The organism is Pseudomonas sp. MLB6B (assembly GCF_054508135.1).
In genome coordinates, this window is the sequence record NZ_CP199313.1 from 4,115,177 (window position 1) to 4,133,336 (window position 18,160).

The 18,160-nt window shown below is 67.1% G+C and carries 18 protein-coding genes; 4 read left to right on the forward strand and 14 right to left on the reverse strand.

Going from position 1 to position 18,160, the window contains the following annotated elements; translation table 11 throughout:
* Nucleotides 1-89: 89 nt before the first annotated feature.
* The 10 genes from madM to ACSMEV_RS18250 form a co-directional block, all read right to left on the reverse strand.
* Entirely contained in the window at nucleotides 90-851 is a 762-nt protein-coding gene (gene madM, locus ACSMEV_RS18205; protein WP_413048255.1) for a malonate transporter subunit MadM, read from the reverse strand.
* Between the two features lies 1 nt (nucleotide 852).
* On the reverse strand, nucleotides 853-1,275 hold the full coding sequence (gene madL, locus ACSMEV_RS18210) for a malonate transporter subunit MadL (RefSeq protein ID WP_296268944.1): 423 nt from the start codon (nucleotides 1,273-1,275) through the stop codon (nucleotides 853-855).
* Between the two features lie 59 nt (nucleotides 1,276-1,334).
* The gene (gene mdcH, locus ACSMEV_RS18215; RefSeq protein ID WP_459206383.1) at nucleotides 1,335-2,261 is read right to left on the reverse strand and encodes a malonate decarboxylase subunit epsilon; all 927 of its coding nucleotides are present in this window, start codon (nucleotides 2,259-2,261) and stop codon (nucleotides 1,335-1,337) included.
* 124 nt (nucleotides 2,262-2,385) lie between these two features.
* Nucleotides 2,386-2,991 carry a malonate decarboxylase holo-ACP synthase gene (locus ACSMEV_RS18220; RefSeq protein ID WP_459206384.1) on the reverse strand — a complete coding sequence of 202 codons (606 nt, stop codon included), beginning with the start codon at nucleotides 2,989-2,991 and terminating at the stop codon, nucleotides 2,386-2,388.
* A gap of 4 nt (nucleotides 2,992-2,995) precedes the next feature.
* A complete protein-coding gene (gene mdcE, locus ACSMEV_RS18225) occupies nucleotides 2,996-3,778 on the reverse strand; it encodes a biotin-independent malonate decarboxylase subunit gamma (RefSeq protein ID WP_459206385.1) in 783 nt (260 codons plus the stop codon).
* Nucleotides 3,775-4,629, reverse strand: a complete 855-nt coding sequence (locus ACSMEV_RS18230) for a biotin-independent malonate decarboxylase subunit beta (RefSeq protein ID WP_459206386.1) — start codon at nucleotides 4,627-4,629, stop codon at nucleotides 3,775-3,777. The genes mdcE and ACSMEV_RS18230 overlap by 4 nt, the downstream gene beginning before the upstream one ends.
* Entirely contained in the window at nucleotides 4,622-4,921 is a 300-nt protein-coding gene (locus ACSMEV_RS18235; RefSeq protein WP_459206387.1) for a malonate decarboxylase subunit delta, read from the reverse strand. Before ACSMEV_RS18235 ends, ACSMEV_RS18230 begins: the two co-directional genes overlap by 8 nt.
* A 2-nt stretch (nucleotides 4,922-4,923) precedes the next feature.
* Nucleotides 4,924-5,778 (reverse strand): triphosphoribosyl-dephospho-CoA synthase, encoded by an 855-nt coding sequence (locus ACSMEV_RS18240; protein ID WP_459206388.1) that lies wholly within the window; start codon nucleotides 5,776-5,778, stop codon nucleotides 4,924-4,926.
* Nucleotides 5,778-7,439: a malonate decarboxylase subunit alpha gene (mdcA, locus tag ACSMEV_RS18245; protein WP_459206389.1), complete on the reverse strand. Its 1,662-nt coding sequence runs from the start codon at nucleotides 7,437-7,439 to the stop codon at nucleotides 5,778-5,780. Before mdcA ends, ACSMEV_RS18240 begins: the two co-directional genes overlap by 1 nt.
* A gap of 93 nt (nucleotides 7,440-7,532) precedes the next feature.
* Entirely contained in the window at nucleotides 7,533-8,426 is an 894-nt protein-coding gene (locus ACSMEV_RS18250; RefSeq protein ID WP_459206390.1) for a LysR family transcriptional regulator, read from the reverse strand.
* 131 nt (nucleotides 8,427-8,557) lie between these two features.
* Between ACSMEV_RS18250 and ACSMEV_RS18255 the strand changes: the two genes are divergently transcribed.
* From ACSMEV_RS18255 to ACSMEV_RS18265, 3 genes are read left to right on the forward strand one after another with little or no spacing between them, the layout of a single operon-like run.
* Nucleotides 8,558-9,850, forward strand: a complete 1,293-nt coding sequence (locus ACSMEV_RS18255; RefSeq protein WP_459206391.1) for a CitMHS family transporter — start codon at nucleotides 8,558-8,560, stop codon at nucleotides 9,848-9,850.
* Entirely contained in the window at nucleotides 9,851-11,212 is a 1,362-nt protein-coding gene (locus ACSMEV_RS18260; protein ID WP_459206392.1) for an acyclic terpene utilization AtuA family protein, read from the forward strand.
* Nucleotides 11,209-11,529: an AtuA-related protein gene (locus ACSMEV_RS18265; protein ID WP_459206393.1), complete on the forward strand. Its 321-nt coding sequence runs from the start codon at nucleotides 11,209-11,211 to the stop codon at nucleotides 11,527-11,529. The genes ACSMEV_RS18260 and ACSMEV_RS18265 overlap by 4 nt, the downstream gene beginning before the upstream one ends.
* Nucleotides 11,530-11,556: 27 nt before the next feature.
* Here the strand turns inward: ACSMEV_RS18265 and ACSMEV_RS18270 are convergent, their stop codons facing one another.
* From ACSMEV_RS18270 to ACSMEV_RS18285, 4 genes are all read right to left on the reverse strand, one after another.
* Nucleotides 11,557-12,201, reverse strand: a complete 645-nt coding sequence (locus ACSMEV_RS18270) for a LysE family translocator (protein ID WP_459206394.1) — start codon at nucleotides 12,199-12,201, stop codon at nucleotides 11,557-11,559.
* 169 nt (nucleotides 12,202-12,370) lie between these two features.
* Entirely contained in the window at nucleotides 12,371-13,702 is a 1,332-nt protein-coding gene (locus tag ACSMEV_RS18275; protein ID WP_459206395.1) for a c-type cytochrome, read from the reverse strand.
* An 11-nt stretch (nucleotides 13,703-13,713) separates the two neighbouring features.
* Nucleotides 13,714-15,483, reverse strand: a complete 1,770-nt coding sequence (locus tag ACSMEV_RS18280; protein ID WP_459206396.1) for a GMC family oxidoreductase — start codon at nucleotides 15,481-15,483, stop codon at nucleotides 13,714-13,716.
* A gap of 36 nt (nucleotides 15,484-15,519) precedes the next feature.
* Nucleotides 15,520-16,239: a gluconate 2-dehydrogenase subunit 3 family protein gene (locus ACSMEV_RS18285; protein ID WP_459206397.1), complete on the reverse strand. Its 720-nt coding sequence runs from the start codon at nucleotides 16,237-16,239 to the stop codon at nucleotides 15,520-15,522.
* 634 nt (nucleotides 16,240-16,873) lie between these two features.
* Between ACSMEV_RS18285 and ACSMEV_RS18290 the strand changes: the two genes are divergently transcribed.
* Nucleotides 16,874-18,151, forward strand: a complete 1,278-nt coding sequence (locus tag ACSMEV_RS18290) for a flavin-containing monooxygenase (RefSeq protein WP_459206398.1) — start codon at nucleotides 16,874-16,876, stop codon at nucleotides 18,149-18,151.
* Nucleotides 18,152-18,160 lie beyond the last annotated feature (9 nt).

The window sequence follows — 18,160 nt, forward strand, 5'->3', positions numbered from 1 at the left end:
CCGCGCAGAAAGACGGGAACGTCGGCCCTGGAAGGGGGATGAATACCGCCACCCCGGCGCTACGAGCCGGGGCTTGCGACGGTCAAGCCTCAGCCCACCAGCCCTCGCACGCAGAAGTACAGCACCGACGGCCCGAGCAGGCAGCCAAGACCTGTATGGAAAGTGGCCGTCAACGCACCGTAAGGCACCAGGCGCCGGTCGGTCGCCGCCAAGCCTGCGGTGACGCCGCTCACCGTGCCGGCCAGGCCGCCGAAGACCATCGCCGAACGCGGGTTGTCCAGTGCCAGCAGGCGCGCCGAGACCGGGGTGAACACCATCACCAGAATCGCCTTGATCAACCCGGTGGCGATCGACAGGGCCATCACGTCCGAGGTGGCGCCCAACGCAGCACCGGTGATCGGCCCGACGATGTAGGTCACCGCTCCCGCGCCGATGGTGGTGAGGCTGACCGCATCGCGGTAGCCGAAGCTCCACGCCACCGCCACCCCGACGATGAAAGGCAATACGGTGCCCAACAGCAGCGCCACCACGCCGATCATCCCTGCCTTGCGCGCTTCGGTGGCCTGCACTTCGAAGGCCGTGGCGACGATGGCGAAGTCGCGCAGCATGGCGCCGCCCATCAGGCCGATGCCGGAGAACAGCGTGAGGTCGGCCAGGCCCTTCTGCCCGCCGGTGAGCGTGCCGCCCACCCAGGCCAGCACCAGGCCGATGACGATGGCGATCGCCGAGCCATGCACGCGGCCGAACGTCAGGCGCTTGGAGAGGATCACCGACAGCCACATCACCGCGCCCACCACCGCGAACGCGGTGACCAGGCCGTTGTGTTCCAGCGCTTTGAGAATGAGGTCCATGTCAGCGCCCCCCTGCCGGTACGGCGACAGGCTCGACAGCGGCCACCGGCAGTTCCTGCGGCAGCGGCTCGCCGCGGTGCATGCGGCTGATCAAGGCGATGGTCAGGCCACACACCAGCACCGATCCGACGGCGGCGATCAGCGCCACCGGGCCGCCGTGCAGGGCAGTGACGACGTTCTGCTGCGCCGCCATGGCCACCACGATGGGGATGTACAGCGCGCCCCAGAAGCCGACGCCGAACTCGCATTCCTTGCTCATGCCGCCGTTGCGCTGCATGTACAGGCGGGCGCAGATCAGCAGGATCATCGCGATCCCGACGCCGCCGACATTGGATTTGACGCCCAGCAGCACGCCGAGGAAGTCACCCAGGATGACCCCTGCAAGCGTGCAGATGGCCAGTAGTGCCACACCGTAGATAATCATTGTCGTTGTCCTCACGTTCAGTCGAAGTTGCTTGTTGTTGTTCTTCGAAATGCGGGCAATCAAGGGTCGCTGCTCACCTCCCGCCGTATCAGGGCATTCAAGGTATCGCGGCGCGTGCCTTGGCAGGCGACCACGGTGCCGCGGGTGAAGACGCGCCGGGCCAGGCCGCTGAGCACCACACCGGGGGGCAGTTCGACGAGCAGGCGCACACCACGCTCATGGGCGTTGCGCAGGGTCGCGTACCAGTCGACGGTGCGGCACATGTTGAAGGCCAGGTCATCGCGCAGGGCCTGTGGGTCGTGCAGCCGGCGTGCGCAGGTGCTGCTCAGGTAGCCCAGGGTCGGGCGCTTGATCGGCACCTCGGCGAAGGCCTGGGCCAGCTCGCGCGCGGGCTCGTCGAGCAGCGCGCAATGGGACGGTACGCTCATGGGCAGGCGCTTGGCGGCGCTGGCGCCGAGGGCCAGTGCGCGGGTGGCGCAGGCAGCCATGGCCGAGTCGCTGCCGGCGATCACATGCTGGTTGTCGGCGTTGATGTTGGCCAGGAACACCGGCGCCGGGGAAGCTTCGATCAGGCGTTCCACGGCAGTGCGGTCCAGGCCGAGGATGGCGGTCATGCCGTAGCCTTCGGGGTAGGCCCGTTGCATCAGCTCGCCACGCTTGGCCACCAGGCGCACGGCATCGTCGAAGGCCAGCGCGCCGGCGATCACCGCCGCCGGATAGGCGCCGATGGACAGACCGCTGACGTACTCGGGCGCAGGGTTGTCCTCCAGCAACAGGCGCGCCTGGGCGACGCCCATCACCAACAGGCAGAGCTGCACCGCGCGGGTGTCGGCCAGGGCCTGCGCGCTGTCGAGGTGCAGCACCGGTTCGCCCAAGGCTTCGCTCGCCTCTTCCAGGCAGGCGCGCACCGTGGGTGTGTTTGGCAGTTCATGCAGCATGCCGGCCCGCTGCGCGCCCTGGCCGGGGAAGGCGAACAAGCTGCTCATGCGCGTATTCCCGAAAATGCCGAAGTGCCTTCGACCCAGCAGGCGCGCAACCTAGGCGTATCGGGCAGTGCCCGCAGCATGCCGGCCTCTCGCAAGCCCCGGCCGGAGAAGAAGAACGAGCTGCTCATGTAGGCACCTCTGCGCAGGCCCAAGGGTCTTCGACCAGGCAGGCACCTGCGCAGCGCTTGAGCAGTACCCGTCGTGCCGTGCCCGCCCAGTCGCCCAGCGCGACGGCGCCTTGGGGCGTTTCCAATTGCAGATCGACCCGGCACGGCATTGCCGCCAGTGCTTCGAACAAGGCCTGCGCCTGGCTGCGGGACCAGGGCGCGGGGGTACGCAGCACTAGGTCGAGGTCACTCTCACCGTGCAGCACCACCGCACCGGTCGCCAACTGATAGCCCACCCCGCCGGTCGGGCCCCAGCTCAGACCGGTGACCTCCAACAACGGCGCCACGGCTTGCAGCGCGCGTAGCGCAGGCAGCTCGACCTCACCAGAAACCCGCAACTGCTCGGGCCGGCACCGGCGCTGTACGCAGGCGACAGGTAATTCGGCCGCCCACCGCTGCGAGCGCTGCGCGCCGCGCACGCCCACCGCCACCCGCCCCGCCGCCACCAGCGCACGCCGTACCACCACCGGCTGGCCGGCGAGCAGCACCTGCCGCACCCAGTCGGGTGTGTTGGCGGCCAGGTGCCCGGGGCGCAGGCCCCACAGCAGGTCGTGTGGATTCATGGCGTCACCATTGCGCGCGCAGGCGCTCGCGCACCAGGCTCGACATCGCCCGGTTCGGCGCGCCCAGGCGCGAGCGCAGGTCGGTGCTGTCGCCGATGTCCTGCACGGCGCGCACCAGCATGTCGCGCACGCTGTCGATGTCGTCGGGGCCGGGCTGCTCGATGGCCTCGACCGCCACCCGTTCCCACAGCAGGCCCAGGGAGGCGTAGCTGGCGAGGTCGTAGGCCATGGGCGGCACCTTGGCCGCCAGCGTTTCCAGTTCCTCGACGCTGCGCAGGGTGATGCGCGCGGCGGCGGCCTTGCCCATGGCGTGCACCATCACGCCGGGGTCTTCCAGCGCGATCAGCCGCTGGGCCTGGTAACCGTGGGCGAGGAACGCCCCGGACATGGCCTTGCCCACCAGCAGCCCAACTACCGGGTGGCCGGCCAACCGTGCCCGGGCATAGGCGTCCACGGCACCGGCCAGGGCCTGGTGGATGCCCAACGCTTCCTCGCGGCGGCCATAGGCCTGGCTCGGCACGTCGACCACCGCCACCAGCACCCGTGCCGGGCCGCCCGCGTCGGCGTCGATGGCATCATCGACCGCCTTGGCCAGCCCCCAGCCTTCGAGCAGCCCCACCTCGCCTTGGCGGGCGCGCGGGAACGGGTTCTGCGCGTCCGGCACTATGGCGAGGAAGCGTGCGGGACGGTTGCCCAGTTCGCCGTCGATGACCTTCACCGAGGCGGGAAAGCCAGGCAGTTCTCGGCCTGCGGCCAGCGCTCGAATCCACTGCAATCCTCGGCTCATGGCTGTAGCTCCTGATAGAGGGCGCGCACTTGGGCGGCGTCCAGTTGATCGACCTGGCTGCCGAGCGTACCCAGCAAGGCCAGAAAGTCGGCATGGCGGCGGCTGCGCGGTCGGGCCGGTTCGCCGGTGGCCAAGCACTCGCCCAGCACCTCGCGTACCTGCGCCAGATCGTCCGCCACGAAGGCGTCGGCCAGGCCGCAGGCATGGCGTTGCTCGCCGCCGGTCAGGCTCCAGATGAAGGGTCGGTCGCGTGCGTCGTATTCCTCGATGCCGGCCTCCTGCTCGATCACCTGCGGCCCGTTGAGGCCCAGGCGGGCTTCGCGGGTGACGATCAACTGGCTGCACAACCCAGCGGCGATCGACATGCCGCCGAAGCAGCCCACCGAGCCTGCGATCAGGCCGACCACCGGCTGGTACTGGCGCAGCTCGACGATGGCCGCCTGGATCTCGGCGATGGCCGCCAGGCCCAGGTTGGCCTCCTGCAAGCGCACGCCACCGGTTTCCAGCAGCAGCACGGCGGCGGTGGCGATGCCCTTGCGGTTGTCTTCGACCGCCAGCTCCAGGGCACCGGCGATCTTCGCCCCACCCACTTCGCCCATGCTGCCGCCCTGGAACACCCCTTCGATGGCGGCCACCAGTAAAGGCTGGCCGTTGAAGGTGCCCTTGACGATCACCACGCCATCGTCGGACTGCGGCACGATGCCTTGCGCGGGCAGCCAGGGCGACATCACCCGGTCGAACGGCCCGAGCAGCTCACGGGCGCTGCCGGCATCGAGCAAGGCCTTGGCTCGCTCGCGGGCGCCGAGTTCGACGAAGCTGCGGGTTTGCAGCAGGTGCGCGACGTCAGTCATGGGCGATCTCCTCGAAGCCTTGTTCCAGACGCAGGCGGACCACCCCAGGGGTGGCGCCGAAGTCGTGGATGTCGATGTTCAGGGCCGGCCAGGTCTGCTCGTCGAACAGGCGCTGGAACAACTGCTGCCAACGCGGGCCGCTGCCGTTGACCGAGGTCACCACGTTGACCGCCAGCACGCCGTGGGTACCGGGTTCGAGCAGCACTTCCAGGTCGCCCGAGCCGACGCAACCGACCCGCGCGCGACGGTTCGCCGGAGCGCCGGCGGCAAAGGTGAAAGACAAGGTTTCCATGCTCAATGGCTCCCAAGGAGGTCGAGGAACAGACAGGCGGCCAACAGGTCGGCGGCGCCACCGGGTGAGGCGTTGAGGGCGCGCAGGCGCTCGTCCAGCGTACGCAGGGCGCGGCGGCCGGCCAGGGTGGCGCTGCCGCCTGCGGCCAACACGCGTTGCGCGCCCTGCTGCATGGCGTCCAGCCCTTCTCGGCCGGCGCGCCACAGCACGCAGGTGTCGTCCAGGCGGGCCATGATCGCCAGCAGCGCATCCAGCCGGGCGGGCTGTTCGCCGCTGCCGGCGCGGCGGCTGCGCTGCAGTTGCGGCAAGCCATGGGCGATCACGCTGGGAAAGCCCGACTGGGCCTCTGCGCGCGCGCCGCGTGCACCGTAGCGGCGCCGCACCTGCTGGCCATGGCTGGCGGGCTGTACGGGCGCGAAGCGGTCGTCGATCAGGGCGATGCGCCCTGCCCGCGCGGCAATCGACGCCGCATCGAACTCCGCTGGAGCCAGGGCATGGGCCGCGACCAGCAGCCCCAACGCCCAGATCGCGCCACGGTGGGTGTTGACGCCGCCAGTGGTGGCCAGCATCGCCGCCTCGCCTTCGCGACCGATGCGCCCCAGCGCTTCGCGCAGCGGCTGGCCGACCTCGCCTACTGCCTGCGCAGCGTCGGCCATGTCCTTGAAGCACGGCCACAGGGCCAGGGCCGAGGCGTGCATCAGGCCCAGGTGCAGGTCGCTATGGGCACCGCTGCCGCGGCGGTCGACCAAGGCCGGCTTGGGCGACAGGTCGGCTTCGTCGATCAACGCTTCGACGGCCAGGTCGGCCAAGCGGTGGGACAGCGGCAAGGGCGCCGCGTAATGCAGGGATGCGCTCATCACCAACTCCTGAAACGTGCGGGTGGCTCGTACAGGCCGCCGGACCACTCGACCAGTTCGGCAATGCTCTTGGCCGCGAGCAGCGAGCGCGACGCCTGGGTGCGTTGGATGCCGAGGTCTTCGGGCAGCGCGATCAAGCCTTCGCGGCGCATGCGCGCCGTGTCCTTGGGGTCGTGGCGCAGGCCGATGGCGGTGACGCCGGCCACGGCCGCGATCATCGCCTGGCGCTCTTCGAGGGTGCGCGCCTTGTACAGATACGCAATGCCCTCTTCGGTCAGCAGGTGGGTGACGTCGTCGCCGTAGATCATCACCGGCGCCAGGGACATGCCGGCCTTCTTTGCGACGTCGACGGCATCCAGGCGCTCGACGAAGGTGGGCTTGCCGCCCTCCTGGAAGGTTTCCACCATCTGCACCACCAGCTTGCGGCCGCGTTCGAGCATCGTCACCGGCTCGGTCATGTCCAGCCAGGCGGGGGTGGCATGGCGCCGACCGCGTGGATCGTGGCCCATGTTCGGCGCGCCGCCGAAGCCGGCCAGACGCCCGCGGGTGACGGTCGAGGAATGGCCGTCGCCATCGACCTGCAAGGTGGCGCCGATGAACAGGTCGACGGCGTACTGCCCGGCCAGCTGGCACATCATGCGGTTGGAGCGCATCGAGCCGTCGCGGCCGGTGAAGAACACGTCCGGGCGCTGGGCGATGTAGTGTTCCATGCCCAGTTCGGTGCCGAAGCAGTGCACGCTCTGCACCCAGCCGCTTTCGATGGCCGGGATCAGCGTGGGGTGCGGGTTGAGCGTCCAGTTGCGGCAGATCTTGCCCTTGAGCCCGAGCGATTCGCCGTAGGTCGGCAGGATCAGCTCGATGGCGGCGGTGTTGAAGCCGATGCCGTGGTTGAGCGACTGCACGTTGTGTTTTTCGTAGATGCCACGGATCGCCATCATCGCCATCAGCACGTGCACCGGCTTGATGTGGCGCGGGTCGCGAGTGAACAGCGGCTCGATGTAGAACGGCTTGTCGGCCACCACCACGAAGTCGACCCAGGACGCCGGGATGTCGACCCGTGGCAGGTCGCGCACATCGTCCACCAGCTGGTTGACCTGCACGATGACGATGCCGTCGCTGAACGCGGTCGGCTCGACCAGCGCCGGGGTGTCCTCGGTGCTGGCGCCAGTGTAGATGTTGCCCTCGCGGTCGGCCATGAAGCCTGCGACCAGCGCGACATTGGGGATCAGGTCGACCAGCAGGCGCGAATACAGCTCGATGTAGGTGTGGATGGCGCCGATTTCCAGCAGGCCGTCTTCGAGCAGTTGGCCGATGCGCAGGCTCTGCGGCCCGGCGAAGGAGAAGTCCAGCTTGCGCGCGATGCCCCGTTCGAACAGGTCCAGGTGCTCGGCGCGGCTGACGCTGGGCATGATCATGTGCAGGTCGTGCAGGTGTTCGGGGTCGGCCTTGGCCAGGGAACGCGAAAGGAAATCCGCCTGCTTCTGGTTGTTGCCTTCGAGCACCACCCGGTCGCCGGGGGCGATCAGCCGTTGCAGGGCTTCGACGATGCGCTCGCTGGGCAGCACCGCACCGTCGGCCAGTGCGCGCACCTGATCGAGCCGGCGCTGCTTTTCGGCGCGCCGCCGCGACCATTGCGGTGGGGGGGAGGATGTTGTTGGCATTGGAAGCTCCACGGGTCCGCTTGCGTGGAGGTCATTTAAGGGGGACAAACGGGTTCTATCAATCAACACAGCGGACGAAACGTTACGCTCAGATTAACGATTCTCAGGTAAGCCCTTACTCTCCAAAAACCGTAAGAACTCCACTGCCGCTGGCGCCATCACCTGCTCCGCCCGGGTGATCACGCCGATCTCGCGCACCACCCCCGGATGCGCCACCGCCACCTTGCTCACCTCGGTGCGGCCTTCGTCAGCCGATTCGGGCAACAGCGCCACGCCCTGCCCCTGGCGCACCAGCGCCAGCACGGTGGACATGTAGTTGGCCTCGAGCCCCGCGGCCAACGGCAGCCGCGCGTCGGCGAACAGCCGTTCGACCAGGTTGCGTACGCTGCTGTCGCGGCCGGTCAGCAGCATGGGATAAGCGGCCGCTTCGGCCAGCGTCACTTCGGGGCGCGTGGCCAATGGGTGGTCGTGCGGCACGTACAGGCACAGGCGATCCTCGAGAATCGCCCTGAAGGCCAGCCCTTGGGTCGGCCGCGCCTGCACACCCAAGCCGAAATCCACCTCGCGCGCCAGCACCAGCGTGTCGATGCGCTGCGCCACGACATCGCGCAGCCGCACCTCGACGCCGGGGAAGCGCTCGCGAAAGCGTTGCAGGACACCCGGCAGCAGCCCGGAACATAGCGACGGCAAGGCCGCGATGGTCAGCACGCCGCGCCGGGAGGCGGCGTGGTCGCGGGCCGCATCGACGATGTTGTCCAGGTCGAGCAGCAGCTTCTCCATCGGCAGCAGCGCATTCTGCCCCGCCGCAGTCAGGCCCACGTGCCGCGGGCTGCGTTCGAGCAAGGCCACGCCGAGCCAGTCTTCGAGTTGCTGGATCTGCACGGTGAGTGCCGAGGGTGAAAGGTTCAGGGCCATGGCCGCCCTGGAAAAGTTGCCAGTCTGGGCCACGGCGAGAAAGGCGCGGATGAGCTGGAGCGCATTCTTCATTTTGTTTTTCCGAACGAGGTCTGCCGAATATTTCAATTCACAGAGCGTAGCGCCGTTGTTATTACTCTTGCAAAACAACAACAGGACCTCCGCTCGCGCCCGCGAACGTAGAGGCCAGAGAGGAAACCTCCATGCTCGCCACCCTCGGTGTCGTCACCATCCTGTGCATGCTCGTCAGCATCATGAGCAAGCGCATCTCGCCCCTGGTCGCCCTGATCGCCCTGCCCATCGTCGCCGCCTTGCTCGGCGGTTTCGGCCTGAGTACCAGCGCGTTCATCATCACCGGCATCAAGAACGTCGCCCCGGTAGTAGGCATGTTCGTCTTCGCCATCCTGTTCTTCGGCATCATGACCGACGCCGGCATGCTCGACCCGATCATCGACCGCATCCTCAAGCGCGTCGGCACCCGCCCGACCCGCATCGTCATGGGCACGGCCCTGCTGGCGCTGCTGGTGCACCTGGACGGTTCGGGCGCGGTGACCTTTCTGGTGACCATCCCGGCCATGCTGCCGCTGTACACCCGCCTGGGGATGGACAGGCGCATCCTGGCCTGCGTCACGGCCATGGCGGCCGGGGTCAACTTCCTGCCCTGGACCGGGCCGGTACTGCGCTCGTCGGCGGCGTTGCACGTGCCGGTGGCCGACCTGTTTCAACCGCTGATTCCGGTGCAGATCGTCGGGCTGGTGTTCGTCTTCGCCTGCGCCTACTGGCTGGGGCGCCGCGAAGAACGGCGTCTGGGCCTAGGCCCGGACCATCTCGACGTCACCCCCCACCAACGGGTGCTCACCGACGCCGAACGCACGCTGCGCAAACCGCGCCTGTTCTGGCCCAACCTGCTGCTGACGCTGGTGGTGATGGGCGTGATGATCGCAGGCGTGGTGGACCCGGTGGTGATGTTCATGATCGGCACCGTACTCGCCCTGTGCCTGAACTACCCCAACGTGGACGCGCAACGGGCGCGCATCGACGCCCACGCCAAGACCGCGCTGACCATGGCCAGCATCCTTCTGGCCGCAGGCGTGTTCACCGGCATCATGCAAGGCACCGGCATGCTCAAGGCCATGGCCGAGGTGGCCGTGGGGCAGATCCCGGCCGGGCACGGCCAATTGATTCCAGCGGTGGTGGGCTTCCTGTCCATGCCCCTGAGCCTGCTGTTCGACCCCGATTCGTTCTATTTCGGCATCATGCCGGTGGTCGCCGAAGTCGGCAAAGCCTTGGGCGTGGACCCCATGCAAGTGGCGCAGGCGTCGCTGTTGGGTGTGCACACCACAGGCTTCCCGGTCAGCCCGCTGACACCCGCAACCTTCCTCCTGGTGGGCCTGTGCAAGATCGAACTGGCAGACCACCAGCGCTTCACCATCCCCTTCCTGTTCGCGGCCTCGGTCTTGATGACCCTGACCGCCCTGGTCATTGGAGTTTTCTGAATGAAAACCATACGAATCGGTGCCGGCGCCGGCTACTCGGGCGACCGTATCGAACCGGCCATCGAGTTGGCGCAACAGGGCGAGCTGGACTACCTGGTGTTCGAATGCCTGGCCGAACGCACCATCGCCCTGGCGCAGCAAGCGCGACTGCTCGACCCCGACGCCGGTTTCGACCCGCTGCTGGGCGAGCGCATGCGCCGCGTGCTGCCCTATGTCGGCAAAGGCGACGGCACGCGGCGGCGCCTGCGCATCGTCACCAACATGGGCGCGGCCAACCCGCTGGGCGCCGCGCGTGAGATCCGCCGCATCGCCGCCGACCTGGGCCTGACCGGCATCAAGGTGGCGGCGCTGACCGGCGACGACGTGCTCGCCACCCTGCTGCAACGGCCTGAACAGACCCTCGACAACGGCGTCTCTTTAAGTGAATTGGGCGACCGGCTGATCTCGGCCAACGCCTACCTGGGCGCCGAAGGCATCGTGCAAGCCCTGCAAGCCGATGCCGATGTGGTGGTCACCGGCCGCGTCGCCGATCCGTCGCTGTTCCTCGCACCGCAGCTGTTCGAGTTCGGCTGGCGCACGGACGACTGGACGCTACTTGGGCGCGGCACCCTGGTCGGGCACTTGCTCGAATGCGCCGGGCAGATCAGCGGTGGCTACTTCGCCGACCCCGGTGTCAAGGACGTGCCGGACCTGCACCGACTGGGCTTCCCGCTGGCCGAGATCGATGCGATGGGCAGTGCCGTGATCAGCAAAGTGGCCGGCACCGGCGGGCGCATCGACAGCGCCACCTGCACCGAGCAATTGCTGTACGAAGTGCACGACCCGGTCGCCTACCTCACCCCCGACGTGAGCGCCGACTTCACCCAGGTGGCGTTCCAGGCCACCGCCCAGGACCACGTCCGGGTACAGGGCGCGGACGGCCATGCGCGCCCTGAAGCGTTGAAGGTGTCGGTCGGTTTTCTCGACGGTTGGATCGGCGAAGGGCAGATGTCCTACGGCGGCCCCGGCGCGGTCGCCCGTGGGCGCCTGGCCGAAGACATCGTGCGTCAGCGCCTGCAAATGACCGGCGTGGCCTGCGACGACATCCGCACCGAACTGATCGGCGTCAGCGCACTGCACGGCAACGACCTGGGCCAGCGCGCCGCAGGCGAACCCTGGGAGGTGCGCCTGCGGGTGGCGGCGCGCTGCGCCAGCAAAAGCGATGCGGTACGCATCGGCAACGAGGTGGAAACCCTCTACACCAATGGTCCCTACGGCGGTGGCGGCGCGAGCAAGTCGGTGCGCCAGGTGGTGGCGGTGGCGTCGCTGTTGCTGCCGCGTAAAGCGGTCACGCTGCACGTGCACCTGGAGGACATGGCATGAACACGACGACGAAACTGCGCGAGCTGGCCCACAGCCGCACCGGCGACAAAGGCGACACCTCGAACATCTCGGTGATCGCCTTCGACACGAACGACTATCCGCGCTTGGCCGAATGGCTGACGGTGGAACGCGTCACGGCCCACTTCGCCGAACTGCTGGACCCGGCAGGGCCGCCCGTTCGGCGGTACGCGCTGCCGCAGTTGGGGGCGCTGAATTTCGTGTTGCCCGGCATTTTGCGTGGGGGGGTGACGCGGTCGTTGGCGTTGGATGCGCATGGCAAGGCACTGGGGGCGGCGCTGTTGGATCTCGAGATCTGAGTGCGAGGCCGCCCAGGCACCGGCGCTTCAGTTGCGCACGAACGCCAACCTCATCCCCAACCCCATGAACACCCCACCCACCACACGGTCCATCCAGACCTGCAACGCACGATTCCTCGACAACCCACCCGCCGCGCTGCCCGCCAGCAGTGCGAAGGTGACGTCGGTGGCAAAGGCCACCAGCGCATAGGCCAGCCCCAGCACCAGGAACGAGGCAGTGTGGTGTTCGCCGCCCGGCACCACGAACTGGGGGAAGAAGGAAATGAAGAACAGCAGCACTTTCGGGTTCATCAAGGTGGTGATGAAACCCTTGCTCAGCAAGTCGCCCAGGCTGGCGCCCCGCTTGATGCCCGCGGCGGGATCGACTTCGCTCTGCGCTTTGCCGAACGTGCCGAGGATCAGCTTCGCGCCCAGGTAGGTCAGGTACAGCACGCCCACGTACTTGACGATCGAGAACATCAACGGCGACGCGGCGATCAGCGCCGTGAGCCCCACCACGCTGGCCAGGGCATGGGTGCAACTGCCCAGCGCCACGCCGGCCGCCGAAATCACGCCGGCGCGTCGTCCGTTGGCCACGCTTTGCCCGATGACATAGGCCATGTCCGGGCCGGGCGTGATGGACAACAGCAGTACGGACAGCATGAACAGCGGGAGGTTGTTGATATCGAGCATGATCGATCCTGAGGCATGACCGGGATTTCAGAAGGGCTTGGCAGCTTATCACGCAGCTCGCCCCTCGCAGCTGGCCTGACTCTGTCTTTCCCGAACGCAAAAAAAATCACCCGCCCAGGCACTCCCGAGCGGGTGATCGTTCAGCGCAGGCGCCGTTACGGTTCAGCCATCAATGCCCATGCAGCGTGCCACGCACCGACTTGACCTGATCGGCCGTCACCGCGCCGGCCTCGTTCGACCAGCCGCCGCGCAGGAAGGTGGCCAGCTCCGCCACTTCCGAATCGCTCAACCGCTTGGCGAAGCCCGGCATCGGCAGCACCGACGGCGCACGCTCGGTGGAAGGCGTTTGCGCGCCGGCCAGGATCACGTTGATCAACGCGTCCGGGTTGCCGGCGTTCACGACCGACGCGCCGTTCAGACGCGGGAACACATGGGGTGCGCCCTCGCCGTTGACGAAGTGGCAGGCGTTGCAGTTGTCGATGTACAGGCGCTCGCCCAGGGTCAGGTCCTTGGCCGCCGTCAACTTGGCCGTGGTGGCCTGGTCGCGGTCGGGCTTGGCCTGGGTGACCTCGCGCTCCTTGCCTTCGAGCGACTTGAGGTAGACCGCCATGGCGGTCAGGTCGGCGTCGCTCATGTGCGAGGTGCTGTTGGCGACCACATCTTTCATCTCGCCGGCCACCGAGGCTGCGCTGTTACGCCCGGTGCCGAGGTAGTCGACGATCTGCTCCTGGGTCCAGTGCGGCATGCCGCGCAGCGACGGTACGGCCCAGCCGTTGAGGTTGCCACCGGTGAGGTAGCCCTTGGCCGACTCGTCCAGCCCGGTTTCCTGCAAGGTCAGTGCGCGTGGTGTGTGGCACGAGCCGCAATGGCCCAGGCCCTGCACTAGATAAGCGCCGCGTTGCTCCTGCGCACTGGCGCCTTCGACGGCGACCAGGGGTTTGGCCTCATCATCCGGCAGTGGCGAGAACAGCGTGCGCCAGTACGCCAGCGGCCAGCGGATCGACAAGGGCCAAGGAATGTCGTTGGCCTTGTTCGGCTGCTCCACGGGCGCCACGCCTTTCATGAAATAGGCGTACAGCGCTTGCAGGTCTTCGTTGGAGATCTTGGCGTACGAGGGGTATGGCATCGCCGGGTACAGCGCATCGCCGTTGTGGTTGATGCCGCGGCGCATGGCCCGCTCGAAGTCGCCGTAGGTCCAGTTGCCGATGCCGCTCTTGGCATCCGGGGTGATGTTGGTGGAGTAGATGGTGCCGATCGGCGAGCCGATGCCCAGGCCACCGGCGAACGACTTGCCGCCTGGCGCGGTGTGGCAGGCCACGCAGTCGCCGACGCGCGCCAGGTACGCGCCCTTCTCCACCAGTTGCGGGGTGATGGGCTGTTCGAGCTTGGCGGTCGGGTCGCCGGAGCGGTTGAGCAGGAAGCTCACGCCCCAGGCCAGCAAGGCGATGACCAGGGCGACCACCAGCAGGGTCAGCAATATGGAACGGGATTTGTTTTTCATCGTCTCGTTCCTCACGCCTGCACCAGCGGGCCGGGGTTCTTCAGGTACTGATCTTTGATGGCCTGGGCCGCGAACAGGGTGATCGCGCCGATCAGCGCGGTGGGGTTGGCCTGGAAGTTCTGCGGGAAGGCGTTGCCGCCGGGCACGAAGACGTTGTGCACGTCCCAGCTCTGCAGGTAGCGGTTGAGCGCGCTGGTTTCCGGCGACTCACCCATGATCGCGCCGCCCACGTTGTGGGTGGAGACGTACTTGGTGATGTCCCAGTGCGAGTCCATCCCCAGGTAGCTTTCGCTGTAGCTGTCCGGGTTCAACTCCTTGGTGATGTTCTGCACGATGCCGCGCAGGTGCTGTTGCAAGCGCAGTTCGTTGGGCTTCCAGTCGAAGGTGATGCGCAGCAGCGGCAAACCCCACGGGTCTTTGTAGGTCGGGTCGAGGTCGACGTAGTGCTCGCGGTACGACATGCAGCCGGTGGAGATGCTGACCTTCATCGAATGGCCATACCAGTCCTGCATGCCGTCCTTCCAGCCTTGGCCCCATTCCGGGGTGCCGGCCGGCAGGGACGTGCCGATGGGCGTGCCGGTGGCCTGGGAGCTGTGGATCTTGGCCCCGCCGATGATGCCCAGTGCCGGGCCGTCGAAGTTGCCGGGCGAGATATCGTTGAACATCTGCCCCGTGGCACCGGCGGTGGCGAACGGGTTGAACTGCTTGTCCTTGAAGAACAGCGTGGTGCCGCCGACGCTCAAGTACGCGTAGTTGCGGCCGATGGTGCCGGTGTTGGAGACCGGGTCGTACGGCTTGCCGATGCCCGAGAGCAGCATCAGGCGCACATTGACGAACTGAAAACCCGCGAGCACGACGATCTTGGCTGGCTGGAACACGGTGTTACCGTCGGCGTCAGCGTAGGTCACGCCTTTGGCGGTCTTGCCGTCAGGGTGCAGTTCGACCTTGAGGACGTTGGCGTTGACCTTGTAGTCGAAGTTGTCCATGCGCTTGAGCGCGTCCATCACCGCGGTTTGCGGCGAGGCCTTGGAGAAGTTCAGGCACGGATATTTGCTGCAATAGCCGCAGTAGTTGCAGGGCGCGATCTGGTTGCCGTAGGGGTTCTTCCAGGCACGCGAGACGTTCGCCGAGGGGTTGGGGAACGGGTGGTAACCGAGCTTGCGCGCCGCATCGGCGAACATCGTGTTGTTCAGCGTGTCTTCCAGCGCCGGCAGCGGGCACGGGTTGGAGCGCGGGCCTTCGAACGGGTCGCCACCAGGCATGAGCTGCCCGCGCAGGTTGCCGGTGTTGGCCGACAGGCCGCAGATCTTGTCGAACTTGTCGAGGTAGGGCTCGATCTCGTCCCAGGTGAAGGGGAAGTCGCCGATGGTCATGTTGCCCGGCAGCACGCCAGGGCCATAGGCCTGGTCGGCGTAGGTCTTGAGCTTGAGATCGGTGGGCGTCGGGCGGATCAGCACGCCGGTCCAGTGCAGACCCGAGCCGCCCACGCCGGTGCCGGGCACGAAGGCGCCCCACTGACGGGTCGGCAGCGCAGTGCCGGTCATGCTGTGGCGCACGGTCAGGGCCGCGTCCTTGGGCGTGACCATAACCTTGTTGCGCACGGCGTAGGCGTACTGGTCGGCCGGCTTGGGGTAGGTGAAATCGGCGTTGCTGCGGTCTTCGCCGCGCTCCAGGGCGCGTACCCGCAGGCCCGCCTGGGCCAGTTCGATGCTCATCAGCGAGCCGGTCCAACCGAGACCGACCACGACGACATCGACTTCCTCATTGGTGATGTTTGACATGGGTAACCTTGAATGCTGTGTCGCTGGGCGAAGGGTTCAACCGCGCTGACCGGTCAGACTGACCGGGCCGAGGGGGTACGGAACGTTGTGCTGCGCGACCCATTCCAGGTAGCTGGCACGGGCACCAGGAAAGCCGATGGCGATCCAGGATTTCATGCCCTTGTTGCCGCCGTAGATGGGGTCGGCCAGCCAGCCCTGACGCGTGTGGTTGAGCAGTTCGTTGAAGAACAGCTTGCCGTTGAGCACGCTTTCGCCGGAGGCGGCGAAATCGACTTCGCCGCTTTGCAGCTTCTTCAAGGCGTCGTCGCGCTTGGCCAGTTCGAGCAGCGCGAAGTGCTCGCCGTAGGCCTTCTGGCACCAGGCGTCGAACGCTGCGATACCCTTCTGGTAGATCTGCTGGATGGTGTAGGGCAATTGATAACCCAGCGTCGAGGGCGCGTTCAGGTCGAACGGCCCTTCCAGGTACACCTCGCTGCCCAGGTCGCCGGCCAACTGCTGGTCGATGAAGATCGGCACGTTGGTTTCCAGCGCGCCAGGGCCACGACCGCCGCCGGGGATCAGGCGGTCGCAAGCGGCCAGGACCAGGGTCCATTCGGCAGGCGTGAAGAAGGTCGGCTTGTAGCCATCCAGGCTCGGCGCGGCCAGTTCGGCGGCGGCCGCAGCGGACAGCCCTTTGACGGCGATGCCCATGGCGGGCAAGGCGATCAGGGAGGACAGCAGGAACTTCCTCCTCGAGGTTTGTGTGGCTAATAACATGCAAAGCACCTATGGCTAATCACAACGAACCGAGTGGCTGCCCTGCCCTGTCTGGGGATGCGCTGGCTTCCTGAATCGTCGCCTGCGCCTTTCGGGCGTCGATGGCAGTCTTGTTATGTTTTTCTGGGCGATCGGAAACTAAGACATCGGGCATGCACGGGTCTGGGCCTGTGTCATGGGGGTGCGGCTCGGTACACGGGAGTGGAATGATAGCAGCCTACTAAATCGTCCGTAACTTCAAATTGCCTTTATCCGTCAACAGCCGATTTGTCGCAGGAGATTTCTGAGCTTTCGAACCGCCGCCGGGCCGAGCATGTTCAAACATCATGCGCTGCTGGCTGGTGGCCAGTTTTTCGGCGCTGAATGGTCAGAGCCGTCCTGCCGGCCAATCGTTTCAAGAGATTGCCAATAACGGTGGAGATGCTTTCCAGACCCGACCGGCATATCGCCTGGAAACGCATCCGCCTCCATCTTTTTCCTCTCCAGCCACCACAAAAATCATCGTTTCGCTTCCCCGTCCTTCTGCCCACTATGAGTCCACGTCTGCTCCGCAGCCTTTTCGCCACAGGGGCCACGCAGCGACCTGACGACGCACCGGCCCGCTTCCCACGACCCGCTCGAAGGACACCCCCCAATGCCTGCACAACCCACATCCATCGACACCCTGGTCATCGGTGCCGGCCAAGCCGGCATCGCCGCCAGCGAACACCTGAGCGCCCAGGGCGTGCCGCACCTGGTGCTGGAGCGCAAGCGCATCGCCGAGGCCTGGCGCAGCGGCCGTTGGGACTCCTTGGTGGCCAACGGGCCGGTATGGCACGACCGCTTCCCAGGGCTGGACTTCGAAGATCTGGACCCGGACGCCTTCGCCGGCAAGGACCGCGTGGCCGACTACTTCGAGGCCTATGTGAAGAAGTTCGATGTGCCGGTACGCACCGGCGTGGACGTCACGCGGGTGGTGCGCAATCCGGGCCGCAGCGGCTTCCGGGTCGAAACCAGCGACGGGGTGATCGAGGCGCAACGCATCGTGGTCGCCACCGGGCCGTTCCAGAAGGCGGTGATCCCGCCCATCGCGCCGCAGGACTCCACCCTGTACCAGATCCATTCGGCCGACTACTTCAACCCTGAGCAATTGCCCGAAGGCGCGGTGCTGGTGGTCGGCGCAGGCTCGTCGGGCACGCAGATCGCCGATGAACTGCAGCGCGCTGGCAAGCAGGTCTACCTCTCGGTCGGCGCCCACGACCGCCCGCCACGGCGCTACCGCAACCGCGACTTCTGCTGGTGGCTGGGGGTGCTCGGCGAATGGGATGCGGAAACCCCGCGCCAGGGCCGCGAGCACGTGACCATCGCCGTCAGCGGCGCCCGCGGCGGCAACACCGTGGACTTCCGCGCCCTGGCCCATGAGGGCATGACCCTGGTCGGGCTGACGAAATCCTTCGACGACGGCGTGGTGACCTTCCAGCCCGACCTTGCCGCCAACCTGGCCGCAGGCGATGCCAACTATCTGGCCGTGCTCGACGCCGCCGACGCCTACATCGCGCGCAACGGCCTGGACCTGCCGGAAGAGCCCCAGGCGCGCCACCGTTACCCGGACCCGGCCTGCGTCAGCGAGCCGATCCTGAGCCTGAACCTGCGCGAAGCCGGCATCACCAGCGTGATCTGGGCCACGGGCTATTCGACGGACTACAGCTGGTTGCACGTGGATGCCTTCGACGACAAGGGCAAGCCCAAGCACCAACGTGGCGTGTCCAGCGAGCCGGGTGTGTATTTCCTCGGTCTGCCGTGGCTGTCGCGCCGTGGGTCGAGCTTCATCTGGGGGGTGTGGCACGACGCCAAGCACGTGGCCGGACACATCGCCACGCAACGCAGCTACGGCGCCTACCGCGATGCCGCGCAGCGCCAGGCCGGTGTCTGACCCCGCTGC